Source organism: Corticibacter populi, from assembly GCF_004217315.1.
Lineage (GTDB): Bacteria > Pseudomonadota > Gammaproteobacteria > Burkholderiales > Burkholderiaceae_C > Lampropedia > Lampropedia populi.
The window spans coordinates 286,075-309,205 of record NZ_SGWR01000003.1; the positions used below are offsets into that span (position 1 = coordinate 286,075).

The window sequence follows — 23,131 nt, forward strand, 5'->3', positions numbered from 1 at the left end:
TTGTTTAGCGCAGGCCGAGCCCCCGCGCGATCACACCGCGCAGGATTTCGCGCGTGCCGCCGCGCAGCGAGTAGGTCGGGCAGATCTGGTTGACGTAGGCGCAAGTGCGCAGCAGCTCGCCGTCGATTGCTGCGCCCGGATCTGTGCCAAGCGCGGCTTCGATCGAGGTGGCGATGTCTTGCTCGAACGTGGTGCCAAGCTCCTTGACCAGGGCGGCTTCGACGACCGGGCTCTCGCCTGCCGCCAGACGCGCTGTCACCGAGATCGACAGGCCACGCAGTGCCGCCAGGTGGGTGGCGAGCCGGCCCACCAGTTCGGCATGCCGGCGATCGCCTTGCGCGCGCAGCCAGGCGAGCCAGCGGTCGAGCAGCACGATGCTGGAGTAGATGCGTTCGGGCCCGCTGCGCTCGAACGCCAGTTCGGCCGTGACCTGGGCCCAGCCGCTGCCTTCCTGCCCGATCAGCGCGGCATCCTCCAGGTGCACGTCGTCGAAGAACACTTCGGAAAAGTGCGCGTCGCCGGCCAGGTCGGTGATTGGGCGCACCGTGACGCCCGGGGCAGAGAGGTCGACGATGAACTGCGACAGTCCTTGCTGCCGGTCTGCCGGCGTGCCGCAGCTGCGCACCAGCGCGATCATGTAGTGGCAGTGCTGCGCATTGGTGGTCCAGATCTTGCGCCCGTTCAAGCGCCAGCCGCCGCTCTCGCCGCGTGTTGCGCGCGTGCCCACGCTGGCAAGGTCGGAACCGGCGTTGGGCTCGCTCATGCCGATGCAGAAGAACGCCTCACTCCGGCAGATGCGCGGCAGGTAAAAGCTGCGCTGTGCCTCGTTGCCGAACTTGTGGATCAGCGGCCCGCTTTGCCGGTCGGCAATCCAGTGCGCGGAGACGGGGGCGCCAGCACACAACAGTTCCTCAACCAGGACGAAGCGGGAGAAGGCATCCAGTTCGGCGCCGCCATACTGGCGCGGCAAGGTCACACCGACCCAACCGCGCGCGGCAAGCTGGCGGCTGAAGTCGGCGTCGAAGCCCAGCCAGGAGCGTGCGCGGCGCTCGGCCGGCAAGGCCGGCATGCGCTGCGCGAGGAACGCGCGCACCTCGGCCCGGAAGGCCCTGGCGTGTGCCGGCAGCGCTGCCGGCTCGAAGTGGTCGAGCAAGGTGGCCATGCTCATACGCCGATGGTGTAGCCGCCGTTGGCCGAGAGGTGCTGGCCGGTGACGTAGGACGCCGCATCGGAGAGCAGGAAGCAAACCGGGCGTGCGACTTCTGCCGCGTCCCCCCAGCGCCCCAGCGGGATTTGCTGCAGGTAGGTGTCGCGGAATTTCTCGCCCCGGATGGTTTCGGTCATCGGCGTCTCGACGACGCCGAAGCCGATGGTGTTGACGCGGATGTTGTACCTGGCCCATTCCCGCGCGGCACACATCGTCAGTCCCAGCACGCCGGCCTTGGCGGCGCCATAGTTGATCTGCCCGATGGTGCCGCGCCGGCCCGCGTCGGATGAGATGTTGACGATGGCCCCGGCAATGGCTTCCCCGCCCTTGGCGCGCGCCAGCAGGTGGCGGCCCAGCGCCTGAAGGAAGTAGAACGAGCCCGAGAGGTGCACGTCGATGACCAGTTGCCAGTCCTGCTGCGTCATCTTGTCGATCATCGCGGTGCGCGTGACACCGGCGTTGTTGACCAGGCCGTTGACGCCGCCAAAGGCCTGCACGCCGGCCGCCACGGCCTGTTCGGCGACTGCGGCGTCGGCGACACTGCCGGCAACGATGGCACATTGCGCCGGCCCCAGTTCGCCCTGCAGCGCGGCCAGTGCCGCGTCGTTGAGGTCGACGGCGACGACCTTGCCGCCCAGCGCGACGACGCTGGTGGCGATGGCGCGGCCGATGCCCTGGCCCGCGCCCGTGACGATGACTTGTTTGTTTGCCAATGAAAAAGCGGCATCTTGCATGGTGTCTGCTCCGTATGCTTCTGAATGGATCCAGCCAGGTTTAAAGGGTTTCCGCGCTGCCCAGCACCAGCGTGGCCTGGCTGGAGAGTTCCCCGCCATTGCCATGGGCCAAGGCCAGGCGGGCGCCCGGCACCTGCCGCGCGCCGGCCGTGCCGGCCAGTTGCTGCGCCGCTTCCACCATCGTGAACAGCCCGTACATGCCGGGATGCACGCAGGAGAGCCCACCGCCGTTGGTGTTGACCGCCAGCGCGCCGCCCGGCCCGATGCGGCCGTGCTCGACGAAGGCGCCACCTTCGCCCTTGGCGCAAAAGCCCAGGTCTTCGAGGAACAAAATGGTGTTGAGCGTGAAGGCGTCGTACAGCTCGACGATGTCGATGTCGGCCGGCGTCACGCCAGCCTGCGCCATCGCGCGTGGTCCGCTGAGCGAGGCGGCGGTGACGGTGAGGTCCGGCATGTTGGTGATGTCCTTGTGCCAGGTGGCCGCCGCGCCGCCGAGCAGGTAGGCTGGCTGCGCGCACAAGTCTTTGGCACGCTCGGCCCGCACCATCACCACGGCCGCCGCGCCATCGGTGACCAGGCAGCAGTCCCGCACCGAGAAGGGGTCGGCGACCATGCGCGCCGTCAGATAGTCCTCCATGGTGAGCGGATCGCGCATGAAGGCTTCCGGATTCTTGCGGGCCCAGGCGCGCGCGGCCAGCGCAACGGCGCCGAGCTGTTCTTTCTTCAAGCCGTACTGCGCTATGTAGCGCGATGCCGCCAGCGCATAGCCGCCCACCGGGCGCGCGAGCTTGTACGGCGCCTCATAGGGCGAGGGCTTGAGCGCGCTGACCAGCTTGCCGGCGGCGCTGCGCTGGTTGCTGCCGTAGGCGATCAGCGCCACGTCGCACAGGCCCGCGTCCAGCGCCAGCGCGGCATGGATGGCGTAGGTCTGGAACGAGGAGCCGCCGGTGCGGTTGTTGTCCGTCAGCCGGGGCGCGATGCCCAGGTATTCGGTGAAGCTCAGACCGGAGAGGTAGTCGTCCGGCAGGCTGATGAAAAGGCCATCGACGTCCGCTGGCGACAGGTCGATGGCGTCGAGTGCGCGCAGGCTGGCCGAGGCGGCCAAGTCGAGGGATGAGCGGCCCGGCGCCTCGCCGATGCCGTAGGTGGCCGACGATACGATGGCTGTGCGGCCGCGGGGAAAGCGTTCCTGGGTCATTGGCCCTCCTGTGTGGCAGGGTCGAACACCACCACGGGCTGCTGGTCTTCATCCAGGGCGACGCGGGCGCGCACCGGCAGGCCCACGGCCACCGCTTCGGGCGCCAGGCCTTCGACCCGGCTCATCATGCGCGGGCCTTCCTCCAGCTGCACCAGGCAGACGTTGTAGGGCGAGGCGGGCGGGCGCACGCGCATCACGGTCGTGGCATACACCGTGCCACGGCCGCTGGCGGCCACCCATTCGAGGTCGCGCGCGCCGCTGCGCGGCGCCGCCACGCGCGGGTAGAACACATACTCGCCAGTGCTGCGCGAACGCTGGAGCATGAACCGGCCCTGGGCCAGATGGGCAAAGTATTCCTGCTGCGGCTGCAGCTCGGCAGGGGGCTTGGTGGCGGTCGTCATGCTTGCTCCTGGGGCCATTGGTACAAGGGCGGCTGCTTGCCGAGAAAACGCCGCGCGGCCTCCTGGTGGAAGGCGCTCTCGCGGCACAGCGATTGCGCCAGTGCCTCCTGCTGGTAGACGCTGCGCCGGTCCGATTCGAACGCGTGGTTCATCACCGATTTGACGATGCCCAGCGCGCCTGCCGGGGCATGCTCGAAGCGTGCGGCCAGGGCCACGGCCGCATCCAGCACCGTGCCCTCGCTGACCACCTGCTGCACGATGCCCAGCGCCTGGGCCTCGTGCGCATCGACGACGCGGGCCGAGAACGCCAGCTCCTTGGCGCGCGCCAGCCCGACCGCGCGGGGCAGCAGGTACATGCCGCCCAGGTCCGGCACGTAGCCGATGCGGGCAAACACCGCGCAGAAACTGGTGCGCGGCGTGGCCAGCACGATGTCGGCCGCCAGCGCCAGCGACAGGCCGGCGCCATAGGCGACGCCGTCGACCGCGGCGATGACGGGCTTTTCCAGATCGACCAGTTCATCGAACCAGCGGTGCATGGCGCGGATGCGGCTGCGGCCCTCGAACACGTCGGTGTTGCCCTGGCCACCGCCCATGGCGCGGATGTCGCCGCCGGCGCAGAAATGGCCGCCGGCGCCGGTGAGCACCACGGCACGGATGGCCGGGTCGTCGCGCACCTGCGGCAGGCACTCGGCGAAAGCCTGGCGCAACTCCAGGTCGAGCGCGTTGCGCGCATGCGGCCGGTTCATGGTCAATACGGCGGTCGGGCCGCTGCGGGTGAGTTCCAGTACGGGCATGGGAATTCCTTTCGGGCCGTCGGTTCAGTAGCGCAGTTGCATCAGCCACTCGGCCACCATGGCCGGACGCTCGGCGCCCTCGGCGCGCACTTCGACGTGCCAGGTGCAGCGGGCCTCGTTGTCGCGGATGTCCTCGACCCGCACCAGTTGAAAGCTGCCGACCAGTGCGCTGCCGCTGGGCACCGGCGAGGTGAAGCGCACCTTGTCGAAGCCGTAGTTGAGTGCCAGCTTGCGACCCGGGAACGCGAACAGCCGGTGGTACCAGCCAGTGATCAGCGACAGCGTGAGCAAGCCATGCGCGATGGTGGTCTTGAAGGGCGACTCCACCGCGGCGCGTGCGGGGTCGACGTGGATCCATTGCTGGTCGTGGGTGACCGACGCAAATGTATCGATGGTGGCCTGATCGACCAGGATGGCGGCGCCGACTACAGGGGGCTGGCCGACGAACGCTTTCAGTGCGGCGATCGAGTCGAAGCTGTGTTGGGGGTGCTGGTCTGTCATGGCTCAGTCCGCCTTCACACCCAGCGATTGGGCCAGCGGCATCCATTGGCGGCGTTCGGCCGCGATGAATTGCGCAAACTGTTCCGGCGAGCCAGGCATCGGCAGCGCGCCGATGTTTCTCAGCTTCTCGACCAGCTCGGGCTTTTTCAATGCTGCGTTGATGGCCTGGTTCAAACCGTCAATCGCCGGCTGGGGCGTGCCGGTGCGCGCCGCTACGCCAAACCACGCGGCGGCATCCAGCTCGGGATGGCCCAGTTCCTGCATGCTGGGCACGTCGGGCAGCAGGGGAAAGCGCTGCTTGTCCAGGATGGCGATGGGTGTGATGCGGCCCGCGCGGGCATGTTGGATGCACGACGGTAAGGCATCGAACATGATGTCGATGTGGTCGCCCAGCATCGCCGTGATGGCCGGGGCGCTGCCCGGAAAGGGAATGTGCGAAACCTTGAACCCCAACTGGCTGGCGGCGTATTCCCCTGCCAGGTGGGTGATGTTGCCGCTGCTGGCCGATCCCATGCTCAGCGGATTGGGGGCCTTTTTGGCGGCTTCGACCAGTTCCTCCAGATTGTGCACTCCCAGGCTGTTGCGAGCGACCAGCAGCAGCGAGGCGCGGCCCATGCCGGCGACCGGCACGAAGTCTTTGGCGGGGTCGTAGGCCATCTTGCTGTAGATGGCCTGGTTGATCACCAGCGGGGCGTTGGCCCCGACATAGAAGGTGGCGCCATCCGGTTCGGCTTGCAGCACGGCCTGCGCCGCGATCATGCCGGCGGCGCCGCCCCGGTTCTCGATGACGATGGGCTGGCCCAGCACCGAGCTGGCTTCATGGGCCACCAGGCGGGTGACCTGGTCGCCCGCACCACCGGGCGGGTAGGGCACGATGAAGCGGATGGTGCCGCCTTTTGCCTGCGCCATGGCGCGCGTGCCCACTAGCGGCACTGCGGCCAATGCCAGGGCACCGCGAATGAAGGTTTTGCGTTGCATATGTGTATGTCTCCTTGTCGAGTTCTTGTGGATGAAACCTGCGTTCAGATGACGCCTTGTTCGCGCAATAGTGCGATTCGCTCAGGTGATATCCCGATGGCATCGCTCAGCACCTGGTCCGTGTGCTCTCCCAGCACGGGGGCGGAGTGGCCGTACTGGATCGGCGTTTTGGACAGCCGGATCGGGCTGGCCACTGCGGGGGCGTGCGTGCCGGCGCCGTGCGGCAGCGACAAGCGCATGCCGCGATGGGCCACCTGCGGGTCCTCGAACACCTGCTGCATGTTGTAGATGGGGCCGCAGGGCACGTTGGCCGCTTCCATCAGATCCACCCATTCCTGCATCGGACGCAGCAGCAGCGCCTCGGCGATGGCCGGGATCAGGGTGTCGCGGTTGCGATTGCGCTGGCCGGGCGTGTGGTAGCGCGCGTCGGTCGCAAGATCTTCCCGGCCAATCAGCTTGCAAAGGGCGCGGAACTGGCCGTCGTTGCCGACCGCCACGATCACATCGCCTTCCTTGCAGCGAAAGACCTGGTAGGGGACCATGTTGGAGTGCGCATTGCCCATGCGGCGCGGCACTTTGCCGGAGAGAAAGTAGTTGATGGCCTGGTACGAGCTGATGCTGACCATGCAGTCGAGCAGCGAGAGGTCGATGTGCTGGCCCTCGCCGCTGACATGGCGGTGCTCCAGCGCCGCCAGAATCGCCGAGGTGGCGTACATGCCCGTCAGCAGGTCGCTGATGGCGATGCCGACTTTCATGGGCTCGTCGCCGGCCGCGCCTTCGGGCTGGCCGGTGATGCTCATGAGGCCCCCCATGCCCTGGAACACGAAGTCGTAGCCGGGCAGCATCGCGTAGGGGCCATCCTGGCCGAAGCCGGTGATCGAGCAGTACACCAGGCGGGGGTTGATGGCGCTCAGGCTGGCGTAATCCAGCCCGTAGCGCGCCAGGGTGCCGACCTTGTAGTTCTCGACCACCACGTCCGCTTGCCTGGCCAGCTCGCGGATGAGTGCCTGGCCTTCGGGGTGCGCGAGGTCGACGGTGATCGACTTCTTGCCGCGGTTGGCCGAGAGGAAGTAGGAGGAATCGGGCGTTTCCCTGCCATCGCGATCGACCAGGAAGGGCGGGCCCCAGGCGCGCGTGTCGTCTCCCGCGCCAGGACGCTCGACCTTGATGACCTCCGCGCCCAGATCGGCGAGATTCTGGGTCGCCCACGGGCCGGCCAGGATGCGGGTGAGGTCGAGCACCTTCAAATGCCCGAGCGTGGTGGCGCTCATGCTTGTCTCCTTGTTTTTTGATGTCTAGGGAAGGTCTGCAAAACCCATATCGCCGCGCGAATCCGCTCTGGCGGCGCATCGCTATTGACCACAAAAACCGCCGCGCGCTGCATCCACCAGCGCGGCCCGCGCTTACCGATAGGGTTTTGCAGACCTTCCCTAGATGCTATGCCCGCTTTCAGAATACATCCAATATTATTTTTATTATTTTTGATATATTTTTAGTATCGACATGGTTGAAAATAAAGAATAAACTTAAAGTCGAACATAAAAGAAGATATCAATGAATAATTAAATAATACTGATTGTGTATCGGTATTAACCATAGGAGAGCAGTATGAACGACTTCCTGCGCTATCAGCAGACGGGCCATGTAGTTACTCTGACGATGGATCAGCCCGAGCGGCGCAATCCATTGACCGGCAACAGTGCGGTGCAAGAGTTCGTCGCAGCGATCGAGCGCATCCAGCATGACGCGAGTGTGCGGGCAGTCATCCTGACGGGGGCCGGGACGGTGTTTTCTGCCGGCGGCGACATCCGGGCCATGCAGGCACAGGCCGATCCGCGTGTCGAGCCGCTGCGCATTCGGCAGGACTACCGCGATGGCATCCAGCGTTTGCCGCTGGCTCTGTTCAACCTGGAGGTTCCGGTGATTGCGGCGGTCAATGGGCCGGCCATCGGCGCGGGTCTTGACTTGGCGTGCATGTGCGATCTGCGCATCGCGTCGGAGCAGGCTCGCTTTGCCGAGAGTTTCGTGAAGCTGGGCATCATCCCCGGCGATGGTGGAGCCTGGCTGCTGCCGCGCGTGATCGGCATGGCGCGTGCTGCCGAACTGACCTTCACCGCCGAGATCATCGATGCGCAGCGCGCGCTGGAATGGGGACTGGTCTCGCGTGTCGTGCCGCACGATCAGCTCATGGCGGCGGCGCAGGAGTTGGCGGCGCGCATCACCGCGCATCCACCGCAAGCGATGCGGATGACCAAACGCCTGATGCGCGAAGCCATGCATACGCGCCTGGACACCTTGCTGGAAATGTCGGCGGCATTCCAGGCCCTGGCCCACAAGACGCCAGAGCACGCCGAAGCCGTCGCCGCGTTCCTCGAAAAGCGCGCGCCCAACTTCGACCGCTGAAGCCCTCGTATGAAGCAGACCGATCTGGGAGAGTCTCCATACAGCGGGCCGATACTGGACATGAAGCGCATACGCCAGTTCATGGTGCTGGCGCAAACGCTGAATTTCCGGCGTGCGGCGGAGCGTTTGCATATGGCGCAGCCGCCTCTGACGGTGTCGATCCAGAAGCTGGAGTCCGATCTGGGCGTCAGATTGTTCGAGCGCGGTGGCGCAGGGGGTGTCACGCTCACCGTTGCGGGCCAGGCGGCCTTGGTGGAAGCGCGCCGTTTGTTGTTCCACAACAGCCAGTTGATTGCGACGGTGCAAGCGACTGCGGCAGGTACGGGCGGGTGCCTGCGCATCGGTTTTGTCGGCTCGACCACCCATGGCGTGCTGCAGCGGATCGTTCGGCAGTTCCGTGCCGATTTCCCGGCGGTCCAACTGGTGTTGAAGGAGGCGACCTCGGTGCAGATCGCCGACCGAGTCGAGCGTGGAGAGCTCGACGTAGGCTTGGTGCGCACACCCCTGATGGCCTCTGCCCAGGTCCGGTTGAAGCCGCTGCTCACGGAGCGCTTCGTGGCTGCAGTGCCGCTGGGAAACGCGCTGACGGCCCATGCCGAGCTCCGCATGGACATGCTGGCTGGCGAGCCATTCGTGTTCTACACCCGCGGCGATGCCGCCGGCTTGCAGGCCATGGCCATGCTGGCGTGCCAGCAGGCGGGTTTCCTGCCCCGCATTGCCCAGGAGGCCACCCAGGTGCAGACCGTACTCTCCCTGGTCGAGAGTGGCTTGGGCGTGGCCCTGGTGCCATCGATCATGCAGAACAGCCCGAATCCGGGCGTGGCGTACCGGGCGATCCACGACATCGCGCCGGCGGCCGACATCGGCTTGGCGCTGCTCGTGCCCGAAATGGCCAATCCAGCGGTGCCGGGCTTCCAGGAGGCCGCGCTGAAGTGTTTTGCGGTGGGGTAAGTGCCACCGATTGACGCTTTCATGGCTCACCCGTGCTGGCCGATCCACACGGAACAACTCGAGTATCAAGGAGATTAACCATGCACAGATTTCCCGGCGCATTGGCGCGGATGCCATTGCCGATCATAGGCTCGCCAATGTTCATCGTCAGCACGCCCAAGTTGGTCGTTGCCCAGTGCACGGCCGGCGTCGTCGGCGCCATGCCTGCACTCAACGCCAGACCAACGGCGCAGTTGGACGAGTGGCTGGCCGAGATTACCGAGGCTTTGGCTGCGCACGACCGCGCCCATCCCACCCGTCCTACGGCCCCTTTCGCCATCAACCAGATCGTGCACAAAAGCAATAGCCGCTTGGAACAGGACATGGCGCTGTGCGCCAAGTACCGGGTGCCCATCGTCATCACCAGCCTGGGTGCGCGCGAAGACGTCAACCACGCCGTGCACGCCTGGGGTGGGGTGGTCATGCACGACGTGGTCAACAACGCCTTTGCCCACAAGGCGATGGAGAAGGGCGCCGACGGCTTGATCGCCGTGGCTGCGGGTGCGGGCGGACACGCCAGTGTGAAAAGCCCGTTTGCGTTGCTGCAGGAAATCCGGGAATGGTTCGACGGACCACTGGCGTTGTCGGGCGCCATTGCCACCGGCAGCGCGATACTGGCAGCGCAGGCCATGGGCGCCGATTTTGCCTACATCGGTTCGGCCTTCATCGCCACGCATGAGGCAAGGGCGGTCGACGCCTATAAGGCCATGCTCCTGGCGAGCACCTCTGACGACATCGTCTACAGCAATTTCTACACTGGCGTGCACGGCAACTATCTCAAGGGCAGCATCCGCAACGCCGGCATGGATCCCGATGCCCTGCCGGCCAGCGACCCCAGCAAAATGGATTTCAGTACGCGCGATGGCAGCAAGGCCTGGCGCGATATCTGGGGGTGTGGCCAGGGCATTGGTGTGATCAAAGGCGTGGTGCCTGCAGCCGTATTGATTCAGCGCCTTGTGCAGCAGTACGAAGATGCCCGGCAGCGGCTCATCGCACCTCAGGCTGCCATGTTGCGTTGATGGATCTGGCTATCGCCGCCGCTGGGCCGATGCCCTGCATATCAAGAGCCCGCAGCGCCTCAAGGTAGGCTGAGCGTTTCGTTCGATAGCTCGCCGATCAGATCCTTGAGAAACGCCTGTGCCGCGCGCGGCAGCTCGCGGCCGGCCAGGGTCTGCACTTCCAGGTTGCGCATGGCAAAACCCTGGTCACGCAGCGCCACGGCAGCGAGTTCGCCACGCGCCACCTGGTTGCGGATCGAGATCTGGCTGGCGATGGTGACGCCATCGTGGTCGCGCAGGAACCCGAACAGGCCGGTGATGTAGTTGCTGGTCAGTGCCGGGCTGATGGCCACGCGCTTGCGGCTGCAGACGATGTCGAACAACTGGCGCACCGTGGTGTCAGGCGCGGGCAGGGCCAGCGGCCAGGCCGCCATCTGCGAGACGCTGATGCGCTTTTGTGCCGCGAGCGGATGGCCCTTGCGCATCACCGCGTAGATCGGCGCCGGACGTACCAGCTCGACACAGATGTCCTTCTCCACCGAGAGCGTGAACGTCAGGCCGATGTCGGCATCGCTCTGGAGCACGCGCCGGGACACCTCCGCCGGCGCCAGCACGTCCAGGTTGAACTGCACGCCTGGGTTGCCTTGCTGGAAGGTGGCGATCAACTGCGGCAGGAACTCCATGCCGAAGCCTTCGGAGGTGGCCACGCGCACCCGGCCGCGCTGCAGCCCCTGCAGGGCCTGGATGTCGTGCGCCACGCGCTCGCTGTCGTGCGCGAGCTTGATGGCGTAGTTGGCCAGCAGCTCGCCGGCGGCGCTGAGCACCATGCCGCGCGGACGGCGCTCGAACAGGCTCACATTCAGGCGCTCTTCGAGCTGCGTGATGTGGCGGCTGATGGCCGAGCCGGCCACGTTCAGGCGCTGCGAGGCCTCGGCGATGGAGCCGGTGCGCACCACCTCCAGGAAGTAGCGCATCGAGGTGTCCTGCAGGTAGCGCGAGAGCAGGGCGGGGGGGCGGTGGTCTGGCATGGCGAGGGGCTGGAGGGGTTGTTTGCATTGCCATTATGAGAATGAATTGGTATTAAAACAATATGTTTTGGCAATGGTTTGTGGCATTTGTCTTGCGTCGGTGACGGCATCTCCATGCGTCACGTGATGAAAGGTCCGATATGAAGCAAGCAACTCCTCTTTGGGTGCGCCGTTTGGGTGCAGCACTGGCACTGGGCTTGTGCACGACTGCCTCGGTGTGGGCTGGCAAGGCCAATGACACATTGGTCTATGCCTCCGACAGCGAGGTCGAGAACATCAGCCCCTACCACAACAACATGCGCGAGGGCGTGATCCTCTCGCACATGGCCTGGGACACGCTGATCTACCGCGATCCGCACAGCGGCGAGTACAAGCCGCAACTGGCCACGAAGTGGGAGTGGGAGTCGCCCACCGCGTTGGTGCTGGACCTGCGCGACGGTGTGACCTTCCACAACGGCGATGCCTTCGGTGCCGACGACGTGGTCTACACCTTCAACGTCGTCACCGGCCCGGATGCAAAGATCACCACGCGCCAGAACACCGGCTGGATCGACCACGTCGAGAAGCTCGGCAACACGCAGGTGCGCATCGTGCTGAAGGCCCCGTTCCCGGCCGCGCTGGAGTACCTGGCCGGTCCGACGCCGATCTTCCCCGCCGCCTACGTCGAGAAGGTCGGTCTGGAGGGCTTCAGCAAGGCGCCGGTGGGCACCGGGCCATACCGCATCACCGCGGTGCAGCCAGGGCAGGGCGTGACGATGGAGAAGTTCGACGGCTACTTTGCCGCCAGTGCCAAGGGCCAGCCGGCCATCGGCAAGGTGGTGTTCAAGGTGATCCGCGATCCGGAGGCGCGTGCGGCGCAACTGATGACCGGCGAGGTCGACTGGATCTGGCGCGTGCCGGCCGACCAGGCCGATGCGATGGGGGCGATGCCGCAGCTTGCGGTGCTGAGCGACGAGACCATGCGCGTGGGTTTTCTGACGCTCAACAACCATGGTGAGTCGCCGGCCAGCGCGCCGTTCAAGGACGTGCGTGTGCGCCAGGCCGTCAACCATGCCATCAACCGCGAGGCGATTGCCGCCAATCTGGTGCGCGGCGGCAGCCAGGTGGTGCATGCGCCGTGCTTTCGCACCCAGTTCGGGTGCGAGACGGCAGGCGTGACGCAATATGCGTACGACCCGGCCAAGGCCAAGGCGCTGCTGGCCGAGGCCGGCTACCCCGACGGCTTCGAGACCGACTTGTGGGCCTACCGTGAGCGCGAGTACGCCGAGGCCATGATTGGCGATTTGCGCAAGGCCGGCATCCGCGCCCGCTTGCACTTCGTGCAGTACCCGGCGATGCGGGCCGAGGCGGCCTCCGGCCGCGCGGCGATGACCTTCCAGGCCTGGGGCTCGTACTCGGTCAACGATGCCTCGGCTTTCGTCGGCAACTACTTCACCGGCGGCCCGGACGACACCGCCAAGGATCCGCAGGTGATCGAGCTGGTGCAGGCCGGCAACACCGCCATCGAGCCCGAGGTGCGCAAGCAGAAGTATGCCCAGGCGCTGGACCGCATCAGCGCCGAGGCGATGTGGGCGCCGCTGTTCAGCTACTCGGTGAACTACGCCTTCACGTCCGATCTGCAGTTCGAGGCTTTCCCCGACGAGCTGCCGCGCTTCTTCCTCTCCAGCTGGAAATGATGGTCTGCAGGAGGGCCATGCCATGCTGATCTATGTGTTTCGCCGCCTGCTGGTGGCGCTGAGTGTGGTGCTGACGGTGGCGGTGGTCAGCTTCATGCTGTTGCATCTCTCGGGCGACCTGGCCGCGGCGATTGCGGGGCCGGAGTCCAGCGCCGCCGACATCGAGGCGATCCGCGTGCAGCACGGGCTGGACCGGCCCGTCATCGAGCAGTTCGGCAGTTGGTTCTGGTCGGCGTTGCGGCTGGATTTCGGCCAGTCGTACTACTTCCCCAACCCGGTGATGGAGCTGATCGCCGAGCGCCTGCCGATTACCCTCAAGCTCGGTACGGTGGCGCTCGCGCTGGCGCTGCTGGTGGCGATTCCGCTGGGCGTGGCCGCCGCCGTCTGGCGCGATACCTGGATCGACCGCAGCGCGCTGGGCGTGGCGGTGATCGGCCAGGCCATGCCCAACTTCTGGTTCGCGCTGACGCTGATCGTGATCTTCTCGGTCACGCTCAAGTGGCTGCCGGTGGCCGGCAACGCCACCTGGCTGCACTTCGTGCTGCCGGCGGTGGCGCTGGGCTACTACGCCATGCCATCGATCATGCGGCTGACGCGCGCGGGCATGCTCGACGTGCTGGGCTCGGATTACATCCGCACCGCCCGCGCCAAGGGCCTGAGCCGCCCGCGCGTGGTCTTCAAGCACGCGCTGCGCAACGCCATCATCCCGGTGGTGGCGCTGGCGGCGGTGGAGCTGGGCTTCATGCTCGGCGGCTCGGTGGTGATCGAGTCGGTCTACTCGCTGCAGGGCCTGGGCCAGCTCGCCTGGGATTCGATTGCCCGCAACGACTACCCCGTGGTGCAGGCGGTGGTGCTGATCATCGCCGTCTTCTACATCGCCCTGACCTTCCTGGCCGACGTGCTCAACGCCTTGCTCGATCCGCGCATCCGTACCCGCTGAGGAATCCTCCATGACAACGACCACCCCACTTGCTCCCGCCGTCGCCAGCGCCTTGACGACCGCGGCCGAGCCAGGTCCATGGCGCCGCATCCTGCGGCGCATGCTGGGCCACCGCGGCTTCATCCTGGGCGCGCTGGTGCTGGCGGTGATCGCCATCGCGGCGCTGCTGGCGCCCTGGCTGGCTCCGCACGATCCCTACGCGCAAGACGTCACGCGGCGGTTGATCCCGCCGGTGTGGAACGCCAAAGGCAGCTGGGAGCACGTGCTGGGCACCGACAACCTCGGGCGCGACTACCTCAGCCGCCTGCTGTTCGGCGCCCGCGTATCGCTGCTGATCGGCTTGTCGGTGGCCTGCATCTCGGGCCTGATCGGCACCACCATGGGCGTGCTGGCCGGCTACTACGGTGGCCGGGTCGATGCGGTGGTGAGCTACCTCATCACCACGCGCCTGGCGATGCCGGTGGTGCTGGTGGCGCTGGCCATGGCCTCGCTGGTGGGCGGCTCGGTGACGGTGGTGATCGTGCTGCTGGGCCTGCTGCTGTGGGACCGCTTCGCCATCGTCACGCGCTCGGTCACGCAGCAGTTGCGCGATGCCGAGTTCATCGCCTCGGCCAAGACGCTGGGCGCCTCCACGCCCTACATCCTGCTGCGCGAGCTGCTGCCCAACATCATGGGCGCGCTCACCGTGGTGGCGACGCTGGAGATGGCGCACGCCATCCTGCTCGAAGCCACGCTGTCCTTCCTCGGCCTGGGCGTGCAGCCGCCCACGCCGTCGTGGGGCCTGATGGTCGCCGAAGGCAAGGCCTACATGTTCTTCCAGCCGTGGGTGATCCTGATCCCCGGCGTGGTACTGGCGGTGCTGGTGCTGGCCATCAACCTGGTGGGCGATGGCATCCGCGATCTCGCAACCCCCGACGGCCGCAGCTGATGGCCGCAATCGACAGGAGTACAAGCATGAGCCAAACCACGAGCCAAACCATCCTCGACGTGAAAAACCTGCGCGTGGCGCTGCCCACGCCGCGCGGCGAACTGCAGGCGGTGCGCGGCATCGACCTGCAGGTGCAGCGCGGCGAAATGCTGTGCCTGGTGGGCGAATCGGGCTGCGGCAAGTCCATGACCTCGCTGGCGCTGATGGGCCTGCTGCCCGCCAAAGCCAAGCGCACCGCCGAGCGCATGGAATTCTGCGGCGAGAACCTGCTGGTGCTGTCCGAGCGCCAGCTCACGCGGGTGCGCGGCGCGCGCATGTCGATGATCTTCCAGGAGCCGATGACCTCGCTCAACCCCTCGTTCACGCTGGGCGACCAGCTCTGCGAGGCCATGCTGGCGCACCGCAAGGTCAGCCGTGCCCAGGCGCGCGAGCGTGCCGTCTACCTGCTCGAACGCGCCGGCGTGCCGATGGCCGCCGACCGGCTGCGGCAGTATCCGCACCAGCTCTCGGGCGGGCTGCGCCAGCGCGTGATGATTGCCATGGCGCTGATGTGCGAGCCCGCGCTGATCATCGCCGATGAGCCCACCACCGCGCTGGACGTGACCATCCAGGCGCAGATCCTGCGGCTGCTGCGCGAGCTGCAGCAGGAGTTCGGCACCGCCGTGGTCTTCATCACCCACGATCTGGGCGTGGTCGCGCGCATCGCCGATCGGGTGGCCGTGATGTACGCCGGCCAGGTGGTCGAGACCGCGCCGGTGCGTGCGCTCTACGAGCAGCCCAGCCATCCCTACACGCGCGGCCTGCTCGGCTGCATTCCGGTGCGCGGGCGCACTGCGCCGGGCAGCCGGCTGCAGGCCATCCCCGGCGTGGTGCCCAGCCTGATCGGCGGTGTGCAGGGCTGTGCCTTTGCCAACCGCTGCGCCCACGCCAACAGCAGCGGCTGCGCCGCGACCGCGCCCGAGTTGCTGCCGCTGCCCGGTGCCGTGGCGCACAGCGTGCGCTGCAGCCGTGCCATCGAACAAGCTGGCCTCAAGGCCGTCGCCTGAACCTTGTGGAGAGCCTGCATGACGACTTCTATTACCCCTTCCCGCGACCTCGATAGCGACACCGACGCACCCATCGTGCTGGAACTGTGCGACCTCACCCGCAGCTTCAAACTCAAGCGCGGCCTGTTCAAGACACCCGGAGAAATCCTGGCCGTCAACCACGTCTCGCTGCGCTTGCGCCGTGGCGAGACGCTGGGGCTGGTGGGCGAATCTGGCTGCGGCAAGAGCACGTTGGCCAAGATGCTGCTGGGCCTGCTCGAACCCAGCTCCGGCAACGTGCTGATCCACGGCAAGGAGGTCGATCCGCGCCAGCGCCACGCCAACGCGCGCCACATCCAGCCGATCTTCCAGGATCCGTACTCATCGCTGAACCCGCGCCACACCATCGAGCGCATCGTCGGCCTGCCGCTGCGCCTGCACGGCGTGGGCGATGCCGCCTCGCAGCGCAGCGTGGTGCGCGAGATGCTCGATCGCGTCGGCATGCCGCAGCGCACGCTCAGCCAGTATCCCGGCCAGCTCTCGGGCGGCCAGCGCCAACGCGTGGCGATTGCGCGCGCGCTGATCCTGCAGCCCGACATCCTGATCTGCGACGAGCCGACCTCGGCGCTGGACGTCTCGGTGCAGGCGCAAATCCTCAACCTGCTGATGGACCTGAAGGCCGAGCTGGGCCTGAGCTACCTGTTCATCAGCCACGACCTTGGCGTGGTCGAACACCTGGTCGACCGCGTTGCCGTGATGGTGCAAGGCCGCATCGTCGAGCAGGGCGAGCGCGCGCAGATCTTCGACCGGCCGGCCCATCCGTACACCCGCATGCTGCTCGATTCGGCCCTCACGCCCGAGCCGGGGCTGGGCATCCCGGACATCCGGCGCGACGCCGTGCTGGCTGCGGCGGTATAAGAACCTGTTCATGATCTCTGTCGTGGTCGTGTGAAGGTGGTCTCGGGCGCTCTGCCGCGTTGCAAATCCTCGCGATACCACCCGGTATCGCTGCGGTTTGCGCCTTGCAGCCCATCCCGATCCACTCTTCACACGCCTCACGCAGAGACCATGAACAGGTTCTAAGCCGCCTTCGGCGCGGCGGGGTGTGCCCGCCCGCCTCAATCGGCGGCGATGTCGGCCTGTGGCGCCTGCATCAACGCCTGCAATTGCGCCGGCGTGAGCTGGAACATCGCATGCGGATGGCCGGCGGCGGCCCAGATGGTGTCGAAGCGGGCAAGGTCCTGGTCGATCAACGCCACCACCGCCCGGGCGTGCGCCACCGGCGCCACGCCACCGATCGAAAAGCCGGTCTGCGCCTTCACGAACGCGGCATCGGCACGCGCCAGTTCCTGCCCCTGGCCACACACCAGCGCCTGCACCTTGGCCGCATCGACGCGGTGGTCGCCGGCGGCCACCACCAGCACCGCCACCTCATCGGGCAGGCGGCGGAAGATGATGCTCTTGGCCACTTGCCCGACCTGCACGCCCAGCGTATCGGCAGCCTCCTGCGCGGTGCGGGTTGAATCCTGCAGCAGCACCGGCAGGTGCGCATGGCCGCGCTGCTGCAGCCAGTCGGCCACGCGTTGCGCCCCTTTGGGCAGGGGCTTGAGTTCGGCTCCACACATGGTGTTTTTGATCCTGAAGGTTTGAGACGGGCGGTAATGTACTGCTGCCCGCCGGGCTGCAGCGCGACTGCCGTGCCTTTGGCCCTACTTCGCCAGCACTTCGGCGTCGTGTTGCTGGCGCACCGCCTGCGCAATGGCGCCGCCTTGCTCGGCCAGGTCCCAGTACAGCCCGGCCATGATCTGCAGGCCTTCGCGCGCCACGCTGCCCAGCAGGTGTTCGTTGGGCGCGTGTTGCGAGCAGGCGGGGTAGGAATGCGGCACCCAGACGGTGGGCAGGCCCAGCGTCTCGGAGAACACGTCGTTGGGCAGGCTGCCGCCCAGGTTGGGCAGCAGCGTGGGCGATTTGCCGGTGGTCTGGGCCAGCGATTGCAGTGCCAGCCGCACCCAGGGGCTGTCCGGATCGAGCCGGGTGGCGCGGAACAGCTCGCCGCTTTGCGCCACCTGCACGTCGTCGAAGCCGTGCGCATCCAGATGCGCGCGGATGTGCTGCAGGAAGTGGTCGTCGTCGCTGCCGACGACGAAGCGGATCTGGCACATGGCGCGGGCACTGCCCGGGATGGCGTTGACCGGCGCCTCGGGATTGCCGGCGGTGAAGGCCAGGATTTCCAGCGTGTTCCAGCCGAACACCTGCTCGGCTGGCGTCAGGCCCGGCTCGCCCCAGTCGGGGTCAATGGCCGGATCGCCCGGGTCGCTGGCGACCTGCACGTCGCGCAGCGCGGCGCGCACGTTGGCTGGCAACTCACGCGGCAGCAGGCCCGGCACCAGAATGCGGCCGTGTGCGTCGACCAGGCTGGCCAGCGCATGCGCCAGCCGCCAGGCCGGGTTGCGCAGCAGTCCGCCCCAGTTGCCAGAATGGTGAGCGCCCTCGCGCAGGTCCAGGCGCAGCTCGAAGGTGAAGCCCCCGCGCGAGCCCAGGAACACGGTGGGTTTGGTGGCTCCCAGGCGCGGCCCGTCCGAGGCGAGGAACAGGTCGGCACGCAGCAATTCGGCATGCCGGGCGCAGAAGGCGTTGAGGCCGGGTGAGCCGATCTCTTCGCCCATCTCGAAGATCCATGTGACGTTGTAGCCGAGGCGCCCTTGGCGGGCGGCGATGACTTCGGCCAACGCCGTCAGGTTGATGACGTGCTGGCCCTTGTTGTCGGCGGCGCCGCGGCCGTACCAGCGGTCGCCATCGGCCTGCAGCTCCCAGGGCGAGCGGTTCTCGCGCCACTGGCCGGCGTGGCCGAGCACCACGTCGCCGTGGCCGTAGCCCAGCACCGTGAACGCGGCATCGGCCTCGATGCGGCGCGCCACCATGAATGGCGGCGCCTCGGCGATGGGGTTGGGCAGTATCTGGCACTCGAAGCCCAGCGCCTGCAGCCGCGGCGCCAACTGCTCGGTCAGGTAGTCGTGCAGGGATGCGCTGCGGCTGGGCTCCTGGCATTCGGTCGGGCAGGCCACCAAAGTCTGCAGCGTGCGAAAGAAATCGCCGCGATCGAAATGCGCGGCTGCCTGAGCGATGGCGTGGGTTCTGGTCATGGTGGACGGGAAGGAGAAAGGGGTTGGCATTTTGCCGCCTGCATGGACGATCTGGCAGGCTGCGCGCGCTCAATCTAAGCTCCGGACAGCGTTGCTGACAAGCATCGAAATGGCAGCGGTTGCTTGCCGTATCGGCAATGGCTGCCCGCTTTGCCGATACGGCAAGTGGCGCTTCTCGAATCTGTGCTTGTGGCCACTCACGGGGGCTCCCAGAATTTTCCGCGTACCGGCAGTTCGCCGGTGCTTGAAGAATCACAACATGCAAGGAGACAACGCCATGAACACAGGCAAAAAACTGTTGCTGGGCGCGCTGTGCGGCATCGCGCTGCTGCAGGCGCCGGCGCTGGCCGGCGATTACCCCGTCAAGCCGGTGCGCATCATCGTGCCGTTCGGCCCCGGTGGCGCCAACGACATGGTGGCCCGCGTGCTTTCCGAGCCGCTGTCGGCCGATCTGGGGCAGGCGGTGATCGTCGAGAACCGGCCCGGCGCCAGCACCATCATCGGCGCCAACGTGGTGGCGCGGGCCGAGCCGGATGGCTACACGCTGCTGCTGTCGGGCTCATCGACCTACACGGTGCTGCCGGCGCTGAGCCGCAGTTTGCCTTACGACACGCTGCGGGATTTCGATCTATTGGGGGTGGTCGCCGATCTGCCGATGGTGCTGGTGACGAACGCTGCCGGTCCCATCCAGTCGGCTCCGCAAGTGCTGGAGCGCGCGCGCAGCGAACCGGGCAAGTTGACTTATGCCACTTACGGCACGGGCTCGGTGACCCACCTCATGGGTGAAATCTTCTCGATGGTGGCCGACGTCGAACTCTCGCCGGTACCGTACCGCGGCAGTGCGCAGGCGGTGCTGGGCGTGATGGGCAGTGAGGTGGACATCGCCCCGGACACGCTGGCGGCGACGCTGCCGCGCATCCAGTCCGGCCACTTGCGCGCGCTGGCGTCGTTCGGTCCGCGGCGCGTGGCACAACTGCCGGATGTGCCCACCATGGCCGAGTTGGGCTTGCCCGATGCCACGTTCAGCGGCTGGATCGCGATTGCCCTGCCAAAAGGTACGCCTCCCGAGGTGCGCCAGCGGCTGAGCAGGGCGCTGGAAAAGGCCATGGCTTCCGACCCGGTGCGCCAGGCGCTGGACAAGGCTGCCATGCTGCCGGTGTTTCTGCCCGAAGCACCGTTCAAGACGCGGGTCGAGCAGGAAATCGGCACTTTCAAGAAAGTGGCCGCGCAGGCCAACATCGTGCTGGAGTGAGGCCGTGCGCTGCCTGTTGCCATGTCAGCATTGCCGGAGTGGCAACAAGCAGCTCACGAATCGGCAATTGTGGCTGGTGCCGCACGCTTCCTAGAATGGCGGCGCTCTCAACCTCTCAAGGATCTTTCATGCAGCGTCGTGCTCTTTTGCAACTTCTTGCGGCCGCGCCGCTGGGGCTGGGCCTGGGCACCGGCCCGGTCCTGGCCGATGGCTATCCTGACAAGGCGTTGAAAATCGTGGTGCCGTTCGGCCCTGGTGGCGCCACCGACCTGGTGGCGCGGGTGCTGGCCGAGCGCCTGCACGCGCAACTCGGCCAGTCGGTGGTGGTGGACAACCGACCCGGTGCCAGCACCATGATCGGCGCCAACGCCGTGGCGCGTGCGCCAGCCGATGGCTACACGCTGCTGGTCTCGGGCTCTTCCACCTACACCGTGGTGCCGGCGCTGCGCAACGACGTGCCCTACGATCCGCTGAAGGATTTCGACCTGCTGGCGGTGGTGGCTGACGCGCCCATGGTGCTGGTGGTGCGGCCCGACTCTCCCTACGCGACCTTGCAGGATCTGCTCACCGCCGCAGCCGCTGACAAGGCGGGGCTGCAGTACGCCACCTTCGGCCCCGGCTCGGCGCCACACCTGCTGGGGGAGATGTTTGCGCTCACCGCCAACATCAAGCTCTCGGCCGTGCCCTACCGGGGCAGTGCACAAGCAGTGATGGGCGTGATGGGCGGCGAGATCGGCATGGCCTTCGATACCCTGTCCTCGTCGTTGCCGCACATCCAGGCGGGCAAACTGCGGGCGTTGGCTGTGTTCAGCGCCGAGCGCGTGCCGCAGTTGCCGGACGTGCCGACCGTGGCCGAAAGCGGTCTGGCCGACGCCACCTTCAGTGGCTGGTACGCCGTGGCGCTGCCCGCCGGCACGCCGGCCCCGGTGCGCGCCAGGCTCAGCGATGCGCTGCGTACCGCGCTGGCATCGGAGAAAGTCCGCAGCACGCTGGATCAAGGCGCGTTGTTGCCGGTGTTTCTCGACGAGGCGGCCTTTCGCCAGCGCACTGAAGCAGAGATCACCAGGTTCCGCGACGTCGCCCAACGCGCGCAGATTGAGGTCGAATAAGCGGCGCGGCGCGGCGGTTGCGGCGCAGCCGCCGCCAGGGTCTTTCGCCCGTTACGATGCCGCCATGAGCCACCGCATCGACGAACAGATCACCTTTCGCAAGCTCGAAGCCTTGCTCGCCTTCCTGGAGACGGGCAATCTGGCGCGTGCCGGCGAGCAACTGGGCACCAGCGCAGTCAGCGTGCACCGTGCGCTCAAGAGTCTGGAGGAGGGCACGCGCTGCGCGCTGTTTCGCCATGAGGGGCGCAACTTGGTGCCGCTGGAGTCGGCCCAGGTGCTGGCAGACGTGGCGCGCGAGGTGTTGGACGGCATGGCGCAGGGCGTTCGGGCCGTGCGCGAGGCGGGCGGTTACTCATCCGACCAGTTGCGCATCGGCTCGTTGTATTCCCTCACGCTCAGGCTGGTGCCGCGTCTGGTGGCGGAGCTGCGCGCGCGCAAGCCCGACCTGCAGACGGAGCTGGTGCTCGACGCCAACGACCGGCTGCTCGACCGGCTGCACCGCAACAGCCTCGATGCCGTGCTGATCGTGCTGCCGGAGCAGTTGCAGAATCTCGAAACGCTGCCGATGTTCGAGGATGAACTGGTGTTTGCCGCGCCGCCGCAGTGGCGTGTTCGGGGGGACGGTCCGCTGGAGTTGCAGCAGTACGCCGCTGAGAAGTTCATCACGCTGGGGGAGGACTTCGCCACCGGCAAGAACGTGCAGGAGGCGTTTCGCCGTGCCGGCTTCGCGCCGCAGATCGCCATGCGCACCAGCGACATCTTCTCGCTGATGAACCTTGTCAAAGGCGGCATCGGCTGTGCGTTGCTGCCGACGCGCGCGCGGGATGCTTCGTCCGAGCCGATCCAGTGGCTGCCGCTGGCGCCGCGCTATCGCGTGCCGCACCAGGTCGGCCTGGTGTTTCTCAAGGCCCGCGAGCGCGATCCCAACGTCCTCAGCCTGTTGGCCGTGTGCCGTAGCCTGGGCCCGTCGCTCAGACCGTGTTCATAGTCTTCGGCATGAGCGCGGCTGTGGCTGAAGCTTGCTCGGTGGCCAATGCGCGCTGCACGGCGGGCCGCTCATGCATGCGGCGGAAATGGTCGTGCACCTTGGGAAAGCGGGCGATCTCCACGCCATCGCTCTCCAGCCAGCCAGCCATGGTGAACAGGTACGGATCGGCCACCGAGTAGCGCTCGCCCAGCACCCACGGGCCTTGCAGCATGCCGTGCTCGATCAGCGCGAAGTTCTCGCCCATGGTGTGCGGCACTTTGGCTTTCATGTCTGCCAGCGAGGCCGGCGCGTCGGCCCAGCGGCTGCCGCGCCGGCCATGCGCGTGCGCCACGTGCACGGTGGCTGCGAGGAAGGTATTGAACGCCTGCATCTGCGCAAAGGCGAACGGCGGATCCAGCGGCGCAAGCTGGCGCTCGGGGGCCGTCTGGGCGATGAAGGCGAGGATGGCGAGCGTCTCCGTCAGGATGCCGTCGGGCGTGCGCAGCGCCGGCACGCGGCCTTTCGGGTTGAGCTGCAAGAACGCCGGCGAGCGTTGCTCGTTCTTGGCGAAATCCACGCGCTGCGCGGTGAATGGCAGGCCCGATTCTTCCAGCGCGATATGGCTGGCCAGCGAGCAGGTGCCGGGGGCGAAAAACAGGGTGTACATGGCGTGCAATCTTTTTCAAGCGATGAAGCCGGGCGCGGTGACTGGGCACCGGCAAGGGGATGCCATCATCGTGCCCGCTTCCAGGCGCGTCAAAGGATTTGTCGCCATGGTGCAAGCGTTGCACGCAGCAGCCGCGGCCAGCGCGGCGCATCTCAGGCATCTCGGTATTAACCCGCGATTGTTACGGCGACC

General features: G+C 66.9%; 23 protein-coding genes. 11 read left to right on the forward strand and 12 right to left on the reverse strand.

Going from position 1 to position 23,131, the window contains the following annotated elements; translation table 11 throughout:
• Positions 1-4 precede the first annotated feature (4 nt).
• The 8 genes from EV687_RS12205 to EV687_RS12240 are packed head-to-tail and all read right to left on the reverse strand — an operon-like array spanning position 5 to position 7,084.
• Complete coding sequence (locus EV687_RS12205) at positions 5-1,162, reverse strand: acyl-CoA dehydrogenase family protein (RefSeq protein ID WP_162846599.1); 1,158 nt, start codon at positions 1,160-1,162, stop codon at positions 5-7.
• Between the two features lie 2 nt (positions 1,163-1,164).
• Positions 1,165-1,941, reverse strand: a complete 777-nt coding sequence (locus EV687_RS12210; RefSeq protein WP_122228308.1) for an SDR family NAD(P)-dependent oxidoreductase — start codon at positions 1,939-1,941, stop codon at positions 1,165-1,167.
• Between the two features lie 40 nt (positions 1,942-1,981).
• Positions 1,982-3,139, reverse strand: a complete 1,158-nt coding sequence (locus EV687_RS12215; RefSeq protein WP_122228305.1) for a thiolase — start codon at positions 3,137-3,139, stop codon at positions 1,982-1,984.
• Entirely contained in the window at positions 3,136-3,540 is a 405-nt protein-coding gene (locus tag EV687_RS12220) for a Zn-ribbon domain-containing OB-fold protein (RefSeq protein WP_122228302.1), read from the reverse strand. The genes EV687_RS12215 and EV687_RS12220 overlap by 4 nt, the downstream gene beginning before the upstream one ends.
• A complete protein-coding gene (locus EV687_RS12225; protein ID WP_162846581.1) occupies positions 3,537-4,334 on the reverse strand; it encodes an enoyl-CoA hydratase/isomerase family protein in 798 nt (265 codons plus the stop codon). The genes EV687_RS12220 and EV687_RS12225 overlap by 4 nt, the downstream gene beginning before the upstream one ends.
• Positions 4,335-4,358: 24 nt before the next feature.
• Positions 4,359-4,835: a MaoC family dehydratase gene (locus tag EV687_RS12230; protein WP_122228297.1), complete on the reverse strand. Its 477-nt coding sequence runs from the start codon at positions 4,833-4,835 to the stop codon at positions 4,359-4,361.
• A gap of 3 nt (positions 4,836-4,838) precedes the next feature.
• On the reverse strand, positions 4,839-5,813 hold the full coding sequence (locus EV687_RS12235) for a Bug family tripartite tricarboxylate transporter substrate binding protein (protein WP_122228294.1): 975 nt from the start codon (positions 5,811-5,813) through the stop codon (positions 4,839-4,841).
• 44 nt (positions 5,814-5,857) lie between these two features.
• On the reverse strand, positions 5,858-7,084 hold the full coding sequence (locus EV687_RS12240; protein ID WP_122228291.1) for a CaiB/BaiF CoA transferase family protein: 1,227 nt from the start codon (positions 7,082-7,084) through the stop codon (positions 5,858-5,860).
• Between the two features lie 337 nt (positions 7,085-7,421).
• Between EV687_RS12240 and EV687_RS12245 the strand changes: the two genes are divergently transcribed.
• The 3 genes from EV687_RS12245 to EV687_RS12255 all read left to right on the forward strand — a co-directional run bounded on the left by EV687_RS12245 (position 7,422) and on the right by EV687_RS12255 (position 10,225).
• Positions 7,422-8,216 carry a crotonase/enoyl-CoA hydratase family protein gene (locus tag EV687_RS12245; RefSeq protein WP_122228288.1) on the forward strand — a complete coding sequence of 265 codons (795 nt, stop codon included), beginning with the start codon at positions 7,422-7,424 and terminating at the stop codon, positions 8,214-8,216.
• Positions 8,217-8,276: 60 nt separating this feature from the next.
• A complete protein-coding gene (locus EV687_RS12250) occupies positions 8,277-9,167 on the forward strand; it encodes a LysR family transcriptional regulator (protein ID WP_278044262.1) in 891 nt (296 codons plus the stop codon).
• 80 nt (positions 9,168-9,247) lie between these two features.
• Positions 9,248-10,225 carry an NAD(P)H-dependent flavin oxidoreductase gene (locus tag EV687_RS12255; RefSeq protein WP_122228282.1) on the forward strand — a complete coding sequence of 326 codons (978 nt, stop codon included), beginning with the start codon at positions 9,248-9,250 and terminating at the stop codon, positions 10,223-10,225.
• 59 nt (positions 10,226-10,284) lie between these two features.
• On the opposite strand, the gene EV687_RS12260 is transcribed toward EV687_RS12255, so the two are convergent.
• Positions 10,285-11,208, reverse strand: coding sequence for a LysR family transcriptional regulator (locus EV687_RS12260; protein ID WP_122228975.1), 924 nt, complete (start codon positions 11,206-11,208; stop codon positions 10,285-10,287).
• A gap of 164 nt (positions 11,209-11,372) precedes the next feature.
• On the opposite strand from EV687_RS12260, the gene EV687_RS12265 reads away from it, so the two are divergent.
• From EV687_RS12265 to EV687_RS12285, 5 genes are read left to right on the forward strand one after another with little or no spacing between them, the layout of a single operon-like run.
• Positions 11,373-12,908: an ABC transporter substrate-binding protein gene (locus EV687_RS12265; protein WP_122228280.1), complete on the forward strand. Its 1,536-nt coding sequence runs from the start codon at positions 11,373-11,375 to the stop codon at positions 12,906-12,908.
• 22 nt (positions 12,909-12,930) lie between these two features.
• Complete coding sequence (locus EV687_RS12270) at positions 12,931-13,848, forward strand: ABC transporter permease (RefSeq protein ID WP_122228277.1); 918 nt, start codon at positions 12,931-12,933, stop codon at positions 13,846-13,848.
• 10 nt (positions 13,849-13,858) lie between these two features.
• Entirely contained in the window at positions 13,859-14,776 is a 918-nt protein-coding gene (locus EV687_RS12275) for an ABC transporter permease (RefSeq protein WP_122228274.1), read from the forward strand.
• Between the two features lie 26 nt (positions 14,777-14,802).
• A complete protein-coding gene (locus EV687_RS12280; protein WP_122228271.1) occupies positions 14,803-15,822 on the forward strand; it encodes an ABC transporter ATP-binding protein in 1,020 nt (339 codons plus the stop codon).
• A gap of 18 nt (positions 15,823-15,840) precedes the next feature.
• Positions 15,841-16,719, forward strand: coding sequence for an ATP-binding cassette domain-containing protein (locus tag EV687_RS12285; protein WP_122228268.1), 879 nt, complete (start codon positions 15,841-15,843; stop codon positions 16,717-16,719).
• Between the two features lie 200 nt (positions 16,720-16,919).
• Here EV687_RS12285 and EV687_RS12290 read toward each other — a convergent pair whose 3' ends face one another.
• Both EV687_RS12290 and EV687_RS12295 read right to left on the reverse strand, forming a co-directional pair.
• Positions 16,920-17,426 carry a YbaK/EbsC family protein gene (locus tag EV687_RS12290; RefSeq protein ID WP_122228265.1) on the reverse strand — a complete coding sequence of 169 codons (507 nt, stop codon included), beginning with the start codon at positions 17,424-17,426 and terminating at the stop codon, positions 16,920-16,922.
• A gap of 84 nt (positions 17,427-17,510) precedes the next feature.
• Entirely contained in the window at positions 17,511-18,944 is a 1,434-nt protein-coding gene (locus EV687_RS12295) for a M20 family metallopeptidase (RefSeq protein WP_122228262.1), read from the reverse strand.
• A gap of 277 nt (positions 18,945-19,221) precedes the next feature.
• Here EV687_RS12295 and EV687_RS12300 point away from each other — a divergent pair, with 277 nt between their 5' ends.
• The 3 genes from EV687_RS12300 to EV687_RS12310 all read left to right on the forward strand — a co-directional run bounded on the left by EV687_RS12300 (position 19,222) and on the right by EV687_RS12310 (position 22,293).
• Positions 19,222-20,196: a Bug family tripartite tricarboxylate transporter substrate binding protein gene (locus EV687_RS12300; protein WP_122228973.1), complete on the forward strand. Its 975-nt coding sequence runs from the start codon at positions 19,222-19,224 to the stop codon at positions 20,194-20,196.
• A 128-nt stretch (positions 20,197-20,324) separates the two neighbouring features.
• Positions 20,325-21,305, forward strand: coding sequence for a Bug family tripartite tricarboxylate transporter substrate binding protein (locus EV687_RS12305; RefSeq protein ID WP_122228259.1), 981 nt, complete (start codon positions 20,325-20,327; stop codon positions 21,303-21,305).
• A 64-nt stretch (positions 21,306-21,369) separates the two neighbouring features.
• Positions 21,370-22,293, forward strand: a complete 924-nt coding sequence (locus EV687_RS12310) for a LysR family transcriptional regulator (RefSeq protein WP_122228256.1) — start codon at positions 21,370-21,372, stop codon at positions 22,291-22,293.
• Here the strand turns inward: EV687_RS12310 and EV687_RS12315 are convergent.
• The gene (locus EV687_RS12315; RefSeq protein WP_122228253.1) at positions 22,277-22,939 is read right to left on the reverse strand and encodes a glutathione S-transferase family protein; all 663 of its coding nucleotides are present in this window, start codon (positions 22,937-22,939) and stop codon (positions 22,277-22,279) included. The genes EV687_RS12310 and EV687_RS12315 overlap by 17 nt on opposite strands.
• Positions 22,940-23,131: the final 192 nt, after the last annotated feature.